Raw genomic sequence first — 17,865 nt, forward strand, 5'->3', positions numbered from 1 at the left:
CAATGGTACAAATTGTCAAAGCAGGGATGGAACATCTCGATGAATTCGCGGAGTTATTCAATCATTACCGCATTTTTTACCGGCAGCCTGCTGATCTCGAAAAGGGAAAGCATTTCTTACGGGAACGAATTAGTAACGGAGAATCAGATACTTTTTTGGCGATGGTAGATGGCAGGGCCGTAGGATTTGCGCAGCTCTACTCCCTGTTTCATTACAAAAAACTCGAGCGTCAGTGGTTGTTGAGCGACCTGTTCGTGGACCCCAACTACCGGGGACGTGGTCTTTCCGTAATGATCATTGACCGCTGCAAAGCCTGGTGCGAGGAAACCAATGCCTGTGGTTTGTTACTGGAAACAGAGAAAACAAATACAGTGGGCAATCAACTGTATCCCAGAACAGGATTTGAGCTGGACAATGAACACAATTATTACAACTGGTGGAAGGCTTAGTAAGATGAATTTTCCGGGGTGTATGACCCCGGAAAAAAATTTAGCAGGTTCTGCGACTACACAACAACATGCTGTGTGTTGGATCACAGGGATTTTCTGTAGTTGGATCGGAAATCAGATAGGCTGCTGCATGGTTGGTTGGTTGTTGACTCAATCGTGCAACAATTTTTTTGCTCAAAACAAGTTTCTGCAATTGCATTTTCTTTTTCATAGCTTTTTAATTTGAGGTGGACAGGGAAATACCTGCACTAGTAAAGTACAGCATAATTCAGGGCCGTAGTATCCCGTGAAAAGGGGATTTTGTAAGAGACAAACCTTTGCTTTGCTAAAAACTGCCTGGGGCCTGCTTCTCTTGTCTTATAATATAATATCCCCCTAAGTAGAATGGAATTACGCCACAACTGGTCCGTCTACAAGTTGGTCTTTTTTCTTATCCAGACTTCCCCCTCCCTCATCGTAATATCGAGTAACAATAATATCTTTCCCTTTTATATACATGTCTGTTTTCAATTAGACTTTCCTCACCCGCAGGGTTTTCTTTTTAAATTTATTGAGAAAGTTGTAGCGCCACTTATTAAAGGAAGAAACCATTTTCTGTCCATAAAATATCACCATGAAGAAAGCAGCAACAAAACAAAAGGACATTGAACCATGTTTTATTCACCCTTCAACCAGGTAACCATTGATGTAGTACCCCTGTAGTAGCCAAATACCCTATAAATATTGAGATTTAGCCGATGTGATGTAGTAATGAAGTACCGCATTTCTAACATTTTCTTAACAGCTAACCTACATTTGTTTATCCACGATTCATTTTTTGAAATGAGACCAAAACTAAATTTTGCGTATGAAAAAACAGTACACCCGCATTTTTATCCCCCTTTTACTTTTCATGATCATTCATTTTACCGCCAATGCTCAAAGCAAAGTGGTAAAAGGGACGGTGACAGATGACAAGAACCTACCCGTTATTGGCGCCTCGGTAGGTGTAAAAGGCACAGTAATAGGTACGGCTACCAATGAGGTAGGTGCATTTAGCCTGGCAGTATCTCCCGGTGCAGATTCTCTCGTAATATCCGCCATTGGATTTTCCAGGCGGGTAGTGGCCATTACCGGTAACCTGGTGAATGTACAGCTGGAACCTACCCGCACCGGTTTAGATGAAGTGGTGGTAGTAGGGTATGGTACCCAAAAGAAGGCGGACCTGACCGCGCCTATTACCACGGTGAATACCGACAATATGATGAAACGTACCACTGCTACGCCAATGGAAGCATTGCAGGGAAGCGTACCTGGTGTACAGGTGGTCACTAGCGGTGCGCCAGGCAGTGTACCCAACGTTCGCGTCAGGGGAGTAGGTTCATTTAATAATGAGAACCCCTTGTATGTAGTAGACGGTATGTTTGTGAATGACATTAATTTCCTGAATCCCGGCGACATTGCGGAGATGTCCGTTTTAAAAGATGCATCCGCAGCCGCCATCTATGGGGTGCGTGCTGCCAATGGGGTAGTATTGATTACTACCAGGAAAGGAAAAAACAACATGAAAAGCCGGATTACCTATACTGGTTATGTAGGCATGCAACGGCCCACAAATGTATTGAAAATGGCTAACGGGAAACAGTATACGGCGTTTTCACTACAAAGAGGCTCCGTGGCCGATAGCGGTACTGCTTTGCTATCGTCCCAAAAATTTGGTGGCAGCGGCCTCAATCCCACTACCAGCACCGACTGGTATGATGTGATACTGAGAAAAAGCGCACTGATCACCAACCATGGTATTGACGTTTCAGGTGGAAGTGATAAAGTAACTTATTCCTTAGGTCTGAATTATACCTACCAGGATGGTATTTTGAATGCGCAGAACAGCTTTAAAAGGTATAATGGCCGGTTGCAACTGGAAGCGAAAGCATTTAGCTGGCTGAAAGTGGGTATGACAGCCATCTTTAATAATTCCACTACTTTCAGCCCGGATAACTCCGCATTCCTGAATGCCTATACCGCCTCTCCTTTGTTCCCGGTGTATGACAGTACCAACGTGAATGCTTACCCGGTAAAATTCACGGCGCCATCGGTGATCGGAAGGGGGGATGATAAAAATGCCCTGGCTACCGCGTATTATCACTATGACCGGACGAAAGGATTCCAGATTTTGCCGACCTTATATGCAGAGGCAGGATTTTGGCAGAATAAAATCACGATCCGGTCTCAATTAAGCCAGATCTATGGATCATCGCTCGAAACCAGGTACAGCCCGGAGATGAACCAGGGACCAGCCGCCGGTAAAACCGTATCGCACCTGACTTCTATCCAGGAACGGATCACCAACTATATACTCGATAACTTAGTGACTTACAAAGACGGTATAGGACGTCATCACTGGAGTTTGCTCCTGGGACAGTCTACCCGGGAAGAGCGCTGGCGCCAAACCCGTACAGAAGCCGATGACGTGCCTAACCTGGAAGAAGCCTGGTACGCCGGCCAGGGTAGGCCAAACGTTGCCTACTATGGGGAAGATGGTACCCGCAATGCCGGTATTTCCTACTTTACCCGCGGTACGTATGATTATGACAACAAATACCTGCTGACTGCCACTTTCCGCGCAGATGGCAGCTCAAAATACCAAACCAAATGGGGTTATTTCCCTTCCGTGGGTTTAGGATGGGTGATCAGCAGGGAAGCATTTATGCAACAACAGCATCTGTTCGACTTCTTAAAAATCAGGGGTAGCTGGGGCCGTCTTGGAAATGACGGGGTAAATCCTAATGCAGGCTATGCCAAATTGCAAACCGGCAACAGCAACTCCGCTATTTTCGGAAGTACACCAGGAGCGAATGGGAACTATATACCTGGATATACTGTGAACCGCTTCTTCCAGGATGTTTCCTGGGAAGTAGTGACAGAGTGGGATGGAGGTATTGATTTCGAAATGCTGAAAGGACGGCTAAAAGGCTCGGTTGACTACTACAACCGGAAAACGACGGGAGCAGCATTCTATAAACCCATTTCGTCTACCTACGCCACCGTTTATGGTAACTGGGCTGATATGGAAAACAGCGGCTGGGATATAGTAATGAACTGGAATGATAAAATTGGTAGTGTGGGTTATTCCATCGGTGGAAATATATCAACACTGAAAAACAAGGTAACCAGCTTAGGTACGCTTCCCAGCTCAACCGGTGGTTTCCCTGAGTGGACAGCAGAATTTCCTAACCGCATCCTGGTAGGACAACCGATTAACTACTTCTACGGTTATCAATTTATTGGCGTTTATCAAACGCAACAGGAAATAGATAATGACCCAATCGCGAAAAATTTTAATCAAACTGCTTCTTCACCTATTCTTCCTGGTTTCCCTAAGTATAAAGACCAGAATGGTGACGGCATATTAGATGATAAAGACCGTGTTAATATGGGCAACTACCTGCCTAAATTTACCTACGGCTTCAACATTGGGTTGACGTACAAAAAGTTTGATTTCAGCATTGCCTTCCAGGGAGTATCCGGCAATAAAATATTCAACCTGAACAGGGGCAGACTTTACAAAGCATCTTCTTCCCTGAACCTCGATGAAAAATTTGCCAGCAGCCTCTGGACCGGACCTGGCTCAACAAATGCTTATCCTTCCGCTTATGCATTGGGACAAAGCTGGTTTAAAGTAAGTAATTCCTTCTTTGTGGAAAGTGGCGCCTACCTCCGTATTCAAAACATTCAACTAGGGTATAATTTCGATATAGGTAAACAATCGCCGATAGCCATGAGAATATTTGCTACCGCCGACAGACCTTTTATGTTTACCCGGTACAACGGCTTTACACCTGAAATAAGTTCTTATAACGGGGTTTCCGGCTATGATTCAAATGTTTACCCGGTATCCTCTACTTATAGCTTAGGATTAAGAGCTACGTTTTAACAAAGGCTTTCGCCAGCATAAGAAAATGTTTTCTATATAGTGATAGACAATTTTAAAAAAGAAACTATGAGAAGTTATATATCCATCTTACTCATCATCCTGCTTTTTGCTACAGGCTGTTCCAAATTCCTGGATCGCCCGCAGGAAAACCAACCACCCATTACCACGGTAAACTACAAGGATTTATCGTTGATGTATCAGCCGGTATCGGGTGTATACAGAACGGCTGCCAGTGGTACCTTTGCGAAATGGATCAGTATCGCCATCCGTTCTGTGCGCAGCGACGATATAGAAACAGGTAATGATGATGCAGGACAAATAGCCATCCACAACTTTCAAACTGATGTAACAGTAAAAAGTTACTGGGGCATTAATGACATGTGGATCAGCATGTATGCAGTGGTATTAGGCGCCAACAGTGCCTTGTTTGAATTAAGTGAATTTGCTAAAAATATTCCCGCCGGTGATGCCGATAACACCAAACTAATGGCAAGGTATCAGGCTGAAGTTCGCTTCTATAGAGCAATGGCGCAGTTCTGGATTGGCAGAACCTATGGCGCAACGCCTATCCTGGGTATAGAAAGTAATAATCCTGCTAACCTGGGTGGTGTTACCAAAAGCAGCATCGAAGACATCAACAAGTATGTAATGTCCGAAATGGATTATTGCATTGCCAACCTGGAAGACGCCAGGCCTAATGCGGCCGTACATGTTGGCGGTGTAACAAAATACACGGCACTAATGCTGAAAGCAAAAGCAGCAATGGATCTTGCTGGCAATAACAGCGGCAGCCCCTACTGGGATATTGTACTGGATTGCACCAACCAGATCGTTGGCAGTAATAAATTCTCCCTGTTTGGCGACTACTACCAGTTGTTTAAGAAACCGGGCAAATTATGTGACGAAGCTATCCTGGAACTGCAATATTCCGACTTCGGACAAGGTAGCGGTGATATCGTTACTTCCGGTGGCGCTAATGAATTATGGGGTAACTTTTATTTATTCCAGGCGCCTGAAAATACCTACAGCCCGGTAATCTCCGGACCTGGTTGGATGGTGCCTACACAAAAGGCATTTGATTTCCTGAAAACGCGTAATGATAGTGTACGTTTAAAAACCGCCATTGAGTATTGCGGTATCAATGGTGCTCCCGGTACTTATAAAGTAACACCTGCCGGCGATACCATTTCTGGGAATGGCTCCCGGAAGAAGTATTTCAACGGAAAAGCGTATTTTCCTACTTCACAGATGACGCCCGGCCGGGTTGACTACTACGGCGCCAATAATAACATCCGGATCATGCGCTATGCAGAAGCATTATTAATGAATGCAGAAGCAAAAATCCGTAAAGGACAAAGCGGCGATGCCCAGGTGAATGAAGTAAGGAGACGTGCAAAGCTGAACCCTATTTCCAATGTAACCCTGCAGCAGCTAATGGATGAGCGTCATGCAGAACTGATCTGCGAATGGTGGGGCGAAAGATTTAATGATTTGCTGAGAACAGATCAGGCAGCTACCGTACTTCCCGGGTTTGTGAAAGGGAAAAGTGAATATATCCCTATTCCACAGGCACAGGAAGATATTAATCCGAAGCTGAAAGATTAAATTCATTGGAAGCACTATTGTTACTATTACCGAAATCATGAACATGATGAAGAAAAACTATTGCCTTTTTTTAATGCTGATCATAAGTGGCTATACCGCTACGATACAGGCCCAGTCTATTCAGCGGCATAAAAAGTGGAAGCTGGCCTGGAGTGATGAGTTTAATTATAACGGCCTGCCGGACAGCACCAAATGGGGATATCAGACAGGCAGATCAGGTTGGGGCAACAACGAACTACAGTTGTATACCGCAGCCGATACCAATAACGCCAAAGTGCAAAATGGTTTGTTATTCATTACCGCCCGGAATACCGGCGCAGGAAAGGATAAATATACTTCCGCCAGGATGGTGACCAAACACAAGGGCGACTGGAAATATGGTAAGTTGGAAGTAAAAGCCAAACTGCCCAAAGGCAGAGGCTTGTGGCCTGCCATCTGGATGCTGTCTACCGATGATGCCTACGGCGGCTGGCCGGAAAGCGGGGAAATAGATGTGATGGAACATGTAGGGTATATGAAAGACAGCATGTTCGGAAGTTTGCATAGCAAAACGTATAACCATGTGATTGGTACCCAAAAAACCAAAGGTGTTTTTATTGCGCACCCGTACGATAAATTTCATCTCTACGGAGTGGAGTGGACACCTGACCATATCACCTTCCTGCTCGATAACCAGGTATATTACCAGGTTGCCAATGAACACAAAGGGCATGAGGGATGGCCGTTCGATAAACGGTTCTATTTGTTGCTGAATGTGGCGGTTGGCGGCAACTGGGGCGGAAAGGAAGGACTGGATGAATCCGTGTTCCCCGCGGCGATGCAGGTGGACTATGTCCGCATGTACGAAATGACAAAATAGTAAAAGTATAAGTTGTATATTATCGTACCTTCTGTCATCATCCGGCAGGGAGTACGATAATATTTTTTAACGAATCTTTTAAACCAATGACACGGGTAAAAGTTGCTATACTGGGAGCAGGATTTATTGCTGATATTCATTTGGAAAGTTACACACGCTTTGTACCGGAAGCCGAAGTAGTAGCCGTATATGCGAGAAACGCAGAGAAGGCGAAAGCCTTTGCAGACAAACATCATATTGCACAACACTTTTCCTCGATAGACGAGTTGTTGCAAAATACGGCGGTCGACGTAGTAGATATCTGTTTACCTAACTTCCTGCACCACGAAGCCACCTTAAAGGCCGCCGCTGCTGGCAAGCATATCATTATCGAGAAGCCTTTGGCAGTTACACTGGAAGAAGCTGATGACATGATTGCTGCCTGTGAAAAAGCAGGGGTGAAATTGATGTATGCAGAAGAACTTTGCTTTGCACCCAAATATGAGCGCGCCCGGCAAATGGTGGAAGAAGGCGCGGTGGGCGACATCTATATGCTAAAACAATCAGAGAAGCATTCCGGCCCGCATTCAGATTGGTTCTATGACGTAAATCAATCCGGCGGCGGTGTGCTGATGGATATGGGATGCCATGGGATCGCCTGGTTCCGGTGGATCCTGAAAAATAGCCGTGCCCTGAGCGTCACCGCATCTATGAATACTGTGTTCCATAAAAACAGGACAAAGGGGGAAGATAATTCTATCGTGATCATTGAATTTGAAAACGGCGTAACCGGTGTAGTAGAAAATTCCTGGGCAAAGCACGGTGGAATGGATGACCGCAGTGAAATTCACGGCACAAACGGTGTCGCCTACGCCGACTTATTTACGGGGAATTCCATATTAGCTTATAGCAGAAGTGGCTACGGCTACGCCATGGAAAAAACGGATACCACCGTAGGATGGAGTTTTTGCATGTTTGAAGAAGCCTTTAACCAGGGCTATCCACAGGAGTTAAAACATTTTATCGATTGTGTGAAAAATGATAAAATACCTTTGGTAACAGGCAAAGACGGGCGGGTGGTATTGGAAATTATCTACGCAGCATATGCGGCAGCAGGAGAAGGTAAAAAGATCAATTTACCCTTTACACCACAGGTAGCCAAACCGGTTGATTTGTGGTTAAACGGCACTGCAAAATAGTAGCGCAATGACAAATTAAAATTTCACGTATGGCAGCCGATCAGGATGTTTCCAGGCACTTTGACGCCATAGTAATTGGCAGTGGCATCAGCGGTGGCTGGGCCGCAAAAGAGTTATGTGAGAAAGGATTGAAAACCCTGGTATTGGAACGGGGCAGAAATGTGGAACACATAAAAGATTATCCAACGGCTACCATGCCGGTATGGGAATTCAAATACCGGGGAGCATTGCCCCAAAAGGTGCTGGAAGAAAATCCATTTATCAGCAGGGCGGCGGGATATGATGCCAGTACCGCGCATTTCTTTGTAAAAGACGCTGATCATCCTTACATCCAGGAGAAGCCATTTGAATGGATACGGGGCTACCAGGTGGGTGGTAAGTCGCTCATTTGGGGACGCGCCTGCGCGCGCTGGAGTGAAATGGATTTTACGGCGCCGCATCGCTACAACTATGGCATTGAATGGCCCATCGGGTATAATGATATTGCGCCATGGTACAGTCATGTCGAAAAGTTCATTGGCGTGTGTGGAAATAAAGAAGGCATTGATACCATGCCGGATGGAGAGTTTCTGCCGGCGTTTGAATTAAATTGTGTGGAGCAGCATATCAAAGAAGTAGTGACGAATCAATTCAAGCGTCACTATGTATCTGGTCGATGGGCACAGGTAACAGAACCGCAGGGCGTTCCAAAGGAACAACACCGGCAGTGCCTGAGCCGTAATCTTTGTATGCGTGGTTGCCCGTTTGGCGGCTACTTTAGTTCCAATGCGTCCACGCTTCCCTGGGCAGAGAAAACAGGCAACCTTACCATACGGCCTTTTTCCGTAGTGCATTCTATCATTTACGATGAAGCTGCCGGGAAGGCTACCGGTGTAAAAGTGATCGATACCAATACAAAGGAAACGATGATCTTTTATGCAAAAATTATTTTCCTCAACGCGTCTGCTTTAAACACGAATCTTATTTTGCTGAACTCTACTTCCCAACGGTTTCCCAATGGATTGGGTAATGACAACGGGCTGTTAGGGAAATATATCTGTTTCCATAATTACAGGGCCGGGATGAGTGGCGAGTTTGAGGGTTTTGAAGATAAATACTACAAAGTGTCCAAGCCGGCGGAATGTATTATTCCCAATTTCCGCAATGTGTATGAAAAGGATACCGATTTTGTTGGTGGCTATGTTGTGTTCAGCGGTGCCTACCGGGAACGACTAAACGACAAGAGTATCCCGTCCGCACTGGGTGCTGCATTTAAAGATGCCATCAGCAAGCCCGGCAAATGGGGGGCGTACATGTATATGCAGGGAGAAACCATTCCCAAAGAAAGCAACCACGTAAGATTGAGCAAAGATAAAACGGATCAGTGGGGTATTCCTTTGCTGATTACTGCTGTAGATTATGACGATAACGACGACCGGATGGTAAAAGATTTCCTGGAACAGGGGAGGGCCATGCTTGAAGCAGCTGGCGCTAAAAATATTGTGGTAAGCGATAATCACCAGCCGCCGGGATTAGATATACATGAAATGGGTGGTGTACGCATGGGAAAAGACCCGGCCACTTCATTGCTGAATGAATGGAACCAGCTGCATCACTGTAAGAATGTATTTGTGACCGATGGCGCTTGCATGGCTAGCACCGGCAATCAGAGTCCTTCTATTCTGTATATGTCGTTAACCGCCAGGGCGGCTAATTATGCCGTGCAGCAATTAAAAAAAGGGGCATTGTAAAAAAAACGAAAGCTATTATAGCAGATGATTATTGTGGATATTATATGCTTTCATCATTTGCTATAATAGCTTTTTGCTTTTACCTCTCCCCAAATAGCTGAATTTCTTTCACCGCTATTCTGCTGGTTTCCGGTTGGATATTGGTAATCAGGTAACGCACATACCTTGCAGCAGGCGTCTGGATGCGCACTGTTTTATAATCTTGTCCGGATACCCGCTCCTGGTTTTTGACTTCCACCCAGTCTTTGCCATTGGCAGATACGGAGATGCTGTAGGTGTACCAGTCGCTGTCTTTCCCCCACACCATACGACTACCTGCTAACGCATATGTTTTTTTGAGATCCAGTGTAATGATGATGGGAAGCTTTCCTGCAGCTGCGGTCCAGCCGGTGCTGGTATTGTCATCTATCATGAGCTGCACGTTATCTTTTCCGGAGGCAGGTTGTACGGAAACGACTGTGCCGGTTAGTTGAATGGGCGGCAGTTTCGTGGTATCAGTGTCACTGCCTGTGGGGGCTGTTTTATTTTCGTTTAGCCATGGGTGATGGGTCCCGTCGGCTGCATATTTCGTGGAGGATGCGGTGGTTTTAATCACCAAATGAGCGGTCGTCATTTCGGGGCTGGTGGCGCTGATACGGATATCGCCCGGAGTGGCGGTATGCTGAATGAGGCCATAGGCAATGCCTCCTTCGGTATAGAGTAGGGAGACATTGGGCTGGGAAATGTTTCCGCCAATCAATACGCCTTCACCGGATACGCTAACCTGCGTGGGGTAAGAGGTACCGGCTGTTGTGTTGGAAACGAGGGTACCGTCTTTGTCACATACTTTCACGTAGAAAGGCGTCATAGAAGAGCCATCAGCAAGGAAGGTAGTGTGGTGTGTTGGTATTTCAATTTCCAGGTGATGCGGAGCGCCAGGTGTTTTTACGGCGTGCGTGCAAACGGTTTTCCCGTCCAGGATACCTACGGCTTTCAGGGTACCTGCTTCATATTTCCCGGTGTGGAAAGTAAAGTAGGGACTGCCGCCTTTGGCCGCCACAAAAGAGGCGGTAGCTGCGTTTTGTGCCCTCGTTATTTCACCGCATAGCTGGCCGTTCCGGTAAAGTTGTACGGCATCACAATTGGAAAACACGATGATGTTGCTGTCTAATGCAGGTTGATTGTTATAGCTGCCAATATATACCATAGGACCATAAGCCGGATTGCGGGCGTTTTGCATGGCCTGTAGCTGGTAGTAGCCGAACTTTTCATACCGGTCCAGGTCCACTACACCGCTGAACGCTGTTATGGGATCGGATCCACGGGTATAGTCGTTGTAACTCCATACAAAGTAGCCGCCTATCCTGGAATTGGCATCCAGTCCGCCGTGATCCCAGTAGCCGCCAAGCGCTTCCGATGTTTCTCCGTTCAATGCATTTTGCCTTAATATGCATTGGTTGATGAGTCCTTTTTCCGTGTACATTCTGCTGGCGCGCAGGCTGTTTTCTTTCTCCGCATCTGCCATCCAGCTATCACCCCATTCGCGGGTCAGGAAGGGGCGTGAAGGCATGGGATCGGAACCATCTTCATTCACTACTTTATAAGAAACGTTGTAATGGTCTTTGCTGCGGGAGTTATAGTCATCTGCTACAAATAGTTGTTGACCGGGCATTTCCGCCTGTGCAGTTTGTACCGCCTGTTGCATCCAGGAGGCCGGTGTAGGGGATTCGTTAAGGGAGGTTTCCCAGAGAAAAACGGCCGGATGGTTACGATCGCGGCGGATCATTTCCCGGATATCCCGGTAAGTATTGCTGATAAAGAGAGAATCTTTAGAAAAGAATTGCCACCCGGGTTCGCATTCAATCACCAGCAAACCTGTTTTATCACAGGCATCCAGGAAGGCGGGGGATTGCGGATAGTGCGCCGCACGTACGGCGTTGAATCCTCCTTTTTTCAGCTGGAGGGCATCGAGGTATTGCATATTATCCGGGGCGGCGTCGCCAATATATTCGTATGCCTGGTGCCTGTTGGCGCCGCGCAGGTAGAGCTTTTCTCCGTTGAGGTAAAAGCCGTCTGCCCGGAAGGCAAGGTTTCGTATACCCGTAGTTGTTACCAGGCTATCCACCGCAATATTATTTTGATAAACGACTGATACGAGGTGATACAAATAGGGGTGATCGGGGTGCCATAGCTGCGGCTGATGGACGGTGAGGGATTGTGCTAGATCAGTATCTGTGTGGCCGGTGATGCGTTGCTGGCTGCCGGCGGTGGCTACAGCGATGCCGTTACTATCCACGAGCGTTGTTTTCAGCAATATATTTACCGGCTTATCGCTGGCGTTTACGATATTGGTTTTAATATGAGCGGCCGCAGTGGTGTTATTAGCCACCGGATAGCTGATAAATACGCCGCCACCGGCTACCTTATTGGCTTCCAGCGGATGGGAAATAAATACTTTTTCTGTTGCTACCAGGGAAACATTTCTGTAGATGCCACCAAAATAATTGAAATCTAATTTGGCCTGCGGCTTTCCGGGAGGCACCTGGGAATTATCTGTATTGCTGACCCGCACAGCGAGTACGTTATCTTCTCCCAAAAAAATATACGGGCTGATATCCACTACAAAGCCCATGTAACCTCCTGTATGCGTGGTGATCCGCCGGCCATTTATATATACTTCTGCAATGGTTTGTACGCCATCAAAACAAAGTGTAATGCGTTTATCCTGCCAGTTGGCCGGTAACCTGAAATACCGTCTGTACCAGCCGGTACCCTGGTAAACGGCATTGCCGCCATTGTGCTTTTTTTCAATACGCATCACATGCGGAATGCTGACGCCAGACCAGTTGTGGTCGTTGTATTTTATTTTTTCTGCACCGGCTACATCGCCGCGGTGAAAAGCCCAGTTGGTATTAAAGTTTAAAACGGTTCTGTGTTGTGCCGACAAATAGGGTGGAAACGATACATATAGGAGCAGCAGTGTAATAAGCCAGCGGCATGGTAACAACGGCATGTTTTTTTGTTTTAAGATAAAAAAATCCCGCTCATTTTTCAATTCGCGGGATTTTTTTTAATGAGCATGATAGGAATTAATAACCTGCGTTCTGTGTCAGGTTTTTATTGATATCTCTTTCTTTTTGTGGTACGGGCCACAGGTAATCCCGCTTATCCTGGAAGGTACGTACCTCTACGGTCACATGATCGCCTGCAAGTGTCAGTTTGCCATTGGCAGGATCTACGGTGCCTAACTTGGTACCATACACGGTGCCTGATCTTACGGCAGATCCAATTTTCCAGCGTTGTATGTCAAACCAGCGTAAGCCTTCCAGTGCCAGTTCTACTCTGCGTTCCCGTCTTACCAGGGTACGCATTTTATCTACGGTATTGTAAACTGTTCTGTCTACTACTGGCATGCCGGCGCGGGTTCTGATGGCATCCAGTGCATCATATACAGAATTATCGATGATGCCGGATTCAATTTGTGCTTCGGCATAGGTCAGCAATACTTCTGCATAACGGATTACAATCATATTCAACCCGGTGTTCCACATATCCTTGAAGTCGGAGAGGTGGGAGGTGAATTTTTTCGGGATGTAACCTGTCTTGGAGTTATTATCGCCGTTATAGTAATCACCGGAAGATTTTTCAATAGAGTTATAGTAAGCGCCTTCATATAACTGACCAGGGCACACGATGGTGGCGTTTAAGCGGGGATCCCTGTTGTTATACGGATCTTTATCATTATAGCCGGAGGTAGGATCATCGATGGTTTTACCCGTTTTGGTTTCGTAAGCGTCTACCAGCGCCTGGGTAGGATCGAGTGAACCCCAGCCACCAAAACCAGACGATGGCATAATACCAAGGTCGGAGTTGGGGAAATCGTTTTCTTTGTATTGTACATCCAGGATGACTTCCTTGTTATTTTCGTTTAGAATACGGAAGAGGTCCTGGTAGCTGCCGAACAGTTCATAGCCTAGTCCCATTACTTTCTTACAATCAGCGATACAGTCGGCGTAATTCTTATCGTATAGTTCTATCCTCGCTCTCAGGGAGAGGGCGGCGCCTTGTGTAATATGTCCTACTTCACTACCAGTATAGCTAACAGGCAATGAGCCGGCAATAGCAGCCAGTTCGTCTTTTATAAACTTGCGGATGTCTGCAGCCGGTGTTCTGGTAATGGTATTGGCTACCTCTGTAGTGACAGTATTTTTAACGAAAGGTACATCTCCATAGAGCTGCGTCATAATAAAATACTGGTAAGCTCTCAGGAAACGGGCTTCACTTTTATACCGCTCTTTTAATGCAGCATCCATGGGAGTATTATCAATATTTTCCAGGAACCAGTTGCATTTCTGAACTACTGTATAGTTCCAGCGCGTGAGTACCGTAGTGTTGGCGGGTGTAACGGTACCGCTGCCGTAGTCGGTATAACCTTCCCATGGATATTGGCTGTAGAGGTTATCACTCACTGCATCCAGGTACAGTAAGCTGTAGTCGCCTTCCCAATCTTTGAAGCAGCCGTTAAGGGCTGCGAGAGCATCACCCTGGGAGCTCCATAAAGAAGAATTACTATAGGCATCCAACGGTTTTCTGTCGAGAAAATCTTTTTGACAGGCAGATTGCGCGAGACCTGCTGCGAGTATTATATAGAGAATGTTTCTTTTCATGACGTTACGTACTTTTTGTTAAAAACTAACATTTACACCAAGTGTATGCACTTTTACCTGTGGGTAGTAATAGATACTGCTGGAAATAGATGCTTCCGGATCTATCCATTTGTACAGGTGATCAAACGTGACGATATTTTGTCCGCTATAGTAGAAGCGTACTTTGCTGAGTCCTATTCTTTTCACCAGGCTGCCCGGCAGAGTATAACCTACCTGCAGGTTTTTCAAACGCAGGTAAGAACCGTCTTTCACCCAAAAAGAGGAAGGCGTACTGCTGGGATCATTTTCTTTGTTATTGGCCCAGATACGAGGCAGAGAAGCGTTAGGATTGTTGGCAGACCAGGTATCCAACAGGGCGGAAGTAGGTTTGCCTGCGGAAGAACTTACGCTACCCAGTTTACCACCATCGATGTAAGTTTTTACACCGGCAGCTCCCTGTAGGAAAACGGCCAGGTCAAAATTTTTCCAGGATCCGCCCAGGTTAATACCGAAAGTAACTTTCGGGAAATAGTTACCGAGGTATACTTTGTCGGCAGTGTTGATGGTATCATTGCCGTCTTTATCCTTGTAGCGGATGTCCCCGGCAGAAGTTCTGTTGGTTTGGAAAGGTGCATTTTTTACTTCGTCAGCCGATTTAAAAATGCCGTCTGCTTCATAGCCATATAATGAATAAACGGGATATCCTACCTGTTGGAAAGTATAGCCGTCAATTTTGGCGCCTGCACCGTTTCTGTTAGTGACTTCATTCTTGATAAACGCTGTGTTAATAGACGCGTTGTATTTAAAATCACCTTTTGTATCGTTGTAGCTGAGGGCGAATTCCCAGCCTTTGTTCAGCATACCACCGGCATTTTGAACAGGAGCTTTCAACCCATATGGTGCGCCCACTTCAACGGACATCAGGATACCGTTTGTTACTTTACGGAAATAGTCGGCGGTGAAATTTATTTTCCCATCCAGGAAACCTGCATCCATGCCTATACCTGATTCAGTGGTAGATTCCCATATCAGGTTTGGGTTACTACCATTAATAGGGGATATACCGCTGGCAATGACAGCGCCAGTTCCTCCAAAGGTATAGTTCTGACTGCCGTTTACCTGCAGAATGTAAGGATAATAGGGATAGCTGGGATAGTTAATATCATCTATACCTTTCATGTTTTGGTTACCCAGTTGGCCCCAGGAGGCTCTTAATTTCAGGTAAGACACGTATTGCTTTACAGATTCGAAGAAATCTTCGCGATCTATATTCCAACCGGCGGAGAAGGAGGGAAATGAACCCCATCTATGGCCTGGCGCGAAGCGGGAGGAGCCATCATAGCGTAAATTGGCTTCAAACAAGTATTTACCGTCGTAATCATAGTTGAATCTGCCGAAATAAGAACGGAGAGCTAATTCGTAAGAATAGCCGGTTGTTTTTTGTCCGTCGGTAGAGGCCAGGTTTACATCTGTCAGCAGGTTATTCAGGAAGCCCTTGCGATAGCCGTCGTCGAATGAATATTTAGTCAGTTCCTGGGAGTAGCCACCCAATATTTTAAAGTTGTGTTTATTGAATGACTTGGCATAGTCCAGTAATGCCTGTTGTGTAACAATGTTACGGAAGCCGTTTTCGTCGGTTACAGAATTCGGTCCCTGGTAAAACGTTGGTTTACCGTTGGCATCGTAATACTGTTGATCTGCAATAAATTTCTTATTGTGTGCTATTCCCATCACATAGGAGAGGGACGGTTTTAAATGAAGACCTTTTATAATTTCCCAGTCTGCGCCAATATTACCTACCAGGTCATAATTTTTATACTTGCTTTGGCTATTTCCTTCCAGCCATGCCATAGGGTTACCGTCGGAAATAGAGCCATAATAACCGTTGGCATATTTATAAGGAATGGTAGGAGAAATACGGTTGATCTGTCTTATGATTTGTATAAAATCGCCGGTGTATGGATTGGTAGGTTCTGTTTTTACACTATTAGTAAAGGCGATGTTCGCATTCACTTTTATCCGGTCAGTCACTTCAGTAGTGATGTTTAACCGGCTGGTATAGCGTTTGGCATTGGTTTCTTTCACAATACCATTTTCATCGAACAAGCCGATGGAGAGTGCGTATTGTGTTTTATCGGTTCCCCCGGATACGCCTACATAATGGTTTTGTTGCAGGCCGCTGCCTTTATAGAAGAGGCCGAGCCAATCAGTATTTGGGTATTTATAGGGATCGGAACCGTCTTTGAATTTTTGGATTTCGTCGTCAGTCCAGCGTACTGGTTTGTTTTCATTCAGGAGAGCTTTGTTATACAAGGTAGCCGCCTGCCAGGATGGTAAGAAGTCTGGTAAGCTGGTGGCTTTTTGTTTACCTACATAAGCATTATAGGTGACCTGTGGTTTTCCTTTGCGGCCTTGCTTGGTAGTAATGAGTACTACCCCGTTGGCGGCGCGGGAACCATAGATGGCAGAGGATGCAGCATCTTTCAAAACGGACAGTGTAGCAATATCATCCGGATTGATGTTATTCAGGTTCGTCAGTTGGGTGATAACGCCATCTACTACGATAATAGGGTCCGAATTATTCAGTGTACCAATACCCCTGATGCGAATCGTGGCATTATCGCTACCAGGTTGTCCGCTAATGTTGGAGGTAACCGTTACTCCGGGCATGGTACCTTGTAAGGCGTTACCCACGTTAGTGACAGGTCTGTTTGTAAGTTGCTCCGTGGTGATGGAGGAAACCGCGCCGGTCAGGTTGGCTTTCTTTTGTGTGCCATAACCCACTACCACATATTGTTGTAAAGTGCTTACATCCTGGAGGAGTTGTATATTGAACTGTGTTTTCCCAGCTATCGGAATTTCCTGTGTTACATATCCCAGGCTGCTGATTACCAGCACGGCATTGTCTGGCACATCTTTCAGTTGAAAGCTACCATCAGGGCCGGAAATCATTCCTTTCTTGGTTCCTTTTATTACCACGGAAGCGCCGGGAATAGGCACACCGGTATTGTCGAGTATTTTTCCGGAAATAACTACCGGTGGCGGCGCCAGGGGGAGTACATCTGCCGGTTTTTCGTTCTTGGTAATGAAGATGGTGTTCCCCTGGATTTCAAAACTCAGTGGCTGTTGTATCATCACCATTTCCATGGCCTTTTGCGGCGAGGCATTTTTGATATCTACTGAAACAGGCTTGCTGTTTTTGAGATCTTCTTTATCGTAAAAGAAAACGTAGCCTGTTTGCTCTTTTATTACCCGGAGCACTTTCTGAAGACTTTCCGACTTGGCGGAATAGGTAACTGTTTGCGCATTGCTACTGGCACTTACCTGCAAGGTTGCTACGAGTAGCATGATAGAAGTTAGCCTCATCACTAACAAAATTTTGGTGGAGAGCTCCGCAAACTTCCAATATTTGCGGGTACCGGAATTACAAATAGCCTTAAGTTGCATACTTTTGCAATGTTTGGTTGAATTAATAAATAAAGTTTACCGACTTGTTTGTTGATGAA

Annotated in this window: 10 protein-coding genes; 6 read left to right on the plus strand and 4 right to left on the minus strand. The window is 45.9% G+C overall.

Annotation, left to right across the window (positions count from 1 at the left end; translation table 11 throughout):
• Positions 1-2 precede the first annotated feature (2 nt).
• Positions 3-449: a GNAT family N-acetyltransferase gene (locus AC5ZC7_RS10345; protein WP_496159381.1), complete on the plus strand. Its 447-nt coding sequence runs from the start codon at positions 3-5 to the stop codon at positions 447-449.
• A gap of 40 nt (positions 450-489) precedes the next feature.
• Here AC5ZC7_RS10345 and AC5ZC7_RS10350 read toward each other — a convergent pair whose 3' ends face one another.
• A complete protein-coding gene (locus AC5ZC7_RS10350) occupies positions 490-660 on the minus strand; it encodes a class I lanthipeptide (RefSeq protein ID WP_496159380.1) in 171 nt (56 codons plus the stop codon).
• Positions 661-1,296: 636 nt separating this feature from the next.
• On the opposite strand from AC5ZC7_RS10350, the gene AC5ZC7_RS10355 reads away from it, so the two are divergent.
• The 5 genes from AC5ZC7_RS10355 (at position 1,297) to AC5ZC7_RS10375 (ending at position 9,734) form a co-directional block, all read left to right on the plus strand.
• Complete coding sequence (locus tag AC5ZC7_RS10355; protein ID WP_496159379.1) at positions 1,297-4,362, plus strand: SusC/RagA family TonB-linked outer membrane protein; 3,066 nt, start codon at positions 1,297-1,299, stop codon at positions 4,360-4,362.
• 66 nt (positions 4,363-4,428) lie between these two features.
• Complete coding sequence (locus AC5ZC7_RS10360) at positions 4,429-5,967, plus strand: RagB/SusD family nutrient uptake outer membrane protein (RefSeq protein WP_496159378.1); 1,539 nt, start codon at positions 4,429-4,431, stop codon at positions 5,965-5,967.
• A gap of 43 nt (positions 5,968-6,010) precedes the next feature.
• Positions 6,011-6,826 (plus strand): family 16 glycosylhydrolase, encoded by an 816-nt coding sequence (locus tag AC5ZC7_RS10365; protein ID WP_496159377.1) that lies wholly within the window; start codon positions 6,011-6,013, stop codon positions 6,824-6,826.
• A gap of 86 nt (positions 6,827-6,912) precedes the next feature.
• Positions 6,913-8,004, plus strand: a complete 1,092-nt coding sequence (locus AC5ZC7_RS10370) for a Gfo/Idh/MocA family oxidoreductase (protein WP_496159376.1) — start codon at positions 6,913-6,915, stop codon at positions 8,002-8,004.
• Positions 8,005-8,033: 29 nt separating this feature from the next.
• Entirely contained in the window at positions 8,034-9,734 is a 1,701-nt protein-coding gene (locus tag AC5ZC7_RS10375) for a GMC oxidoreductase (RefSeq protein ID WP_496159375.1), read from the plus strand.
• 79 nt (positions 9,735-9,813) lie between these two features.
• Here the strand turns inward: AC5ZC7_RS10375 and AC5ZC7_RS10380 are convergent, their stop codons facing one another.
• The 3 genes from AC5ZC7_RS10380 to AC5ZC7_RS10390 form a co-directional block, all read right to left on the minus strand.
• On the minus strand, positions 9,814-12,726 hold the full coding sequence (locus tag AC5ZC7_RS10380) for a glycoside hydrolase family 2 TIM barrel-domain containing protein (RefSeq protein ID WP_496159374.1): 2,913 nt from the start codon (positions 12,724-12,726) through the stop codon (positions 9,814-9,816).
• A 76-nt stretch (positions 12,727-12,802) separates the two neighbouring features.
• Positions 12,803-14,380 carry a RagB/SusD family nutrient uptake outer membrane protein gene (locus AC5ZC7_RS10385; RefSeq protein ID WP_496159373.1) on the minus strand — a complete coding sequence of 526 codons (1,578 nt, stop codon included), beginning with the start codon at positions 14,378-14,380 and terminating at the stop codon, positions 12,803-12,805.
• 18 nt (positions 14,381-14,398) lie between these two features.
• Complete coding sequence (locus tag AC5ZC7_RS10390) at positions 14,399-17,806, minus strand: SusC/RagA family TonB-linked outer membrane protein (RefSeq protein WP_496159372.1); 3,408 nt, start codon at positions 17,804-17,806, stop codon at positions 14,399-14,401.
• Positions 17,807-17,865 lie beyond the last annotated feature (59 nt).

The organism is Chitinophaga sp. 9-1-y (assembly GCF_059511905.2).

Coding starts and splice junctions, on each gene's coding strand:
- AC5ZC7_RS10370 (WP_496159376.1), top strand. CDS start 6,913: ATGACACGGGTAAAAGTTGCTATACTGGGAGCAGGATTTATTGCTGAT.
- AC5ZC7_RS10355 (WP_496159379.1), top strand. CDS start 1,297: ATGAAAAAACAGTACACCCGCATTTTTATCCCCCTTTTACTTTTCATG.
- AC5ZC7_RS10385 (WP_496159373.1), bottom strand. CDS start 14,380: ATGAAAAGAAACATTCTCTATATAATACTCGCAGCAGGTCTCGCGCAA.
- AC5ZC7_RS10375 (WP_496159375.1), top strand. CDS start 8,034: ATGGCAGCCGATCAGGATGTTTCCAGGCACTTTGACGCCATAGTAATT.
- AC5ZC7_RS10380 (WP_496159374.1), bottom strand. CDS start 12,726: ATGCCGTTGTTACCATGCCGCTGGCTTATTACACTGCTGCTCCTATAT.
- AC5ZC7_RS10345 (WP_496159381.1), top strand. CDS start 3: ATGGTACAAATTGTCAAAGCAGGGATGGAACATCTCGATGAATTCGCG.
- AC5ZC7_RS10365 (WP_496159377.1), top strand. CDS start 6,011: ATGATGAAGAAAAACTATTGCCTTTTTTTAATGCTGATCATAAGTGGC.
- AC5ZC7_RS10390 (WP_496159372.1), bottom strand. CDS start 17,806: ATGCAACTTAAGGCTATTTGTAATTCCGGTACCCGCAAATATTGGAAG.
- AC5ZC7_RS10350 (WP_496159380.1), bottom strand. CDS start 660: ATGAAAAAGAAAATGCAATTGCAGAAACTTGTTTTGAGCAAAAAAATT.
- AC5ZC7_RS10360 (WP_496159378.1), top strand. CDS start 4,429: ATGAGAAGTTATATATCCATCTTACTCATCATCCTGCTTTTTGCTACA.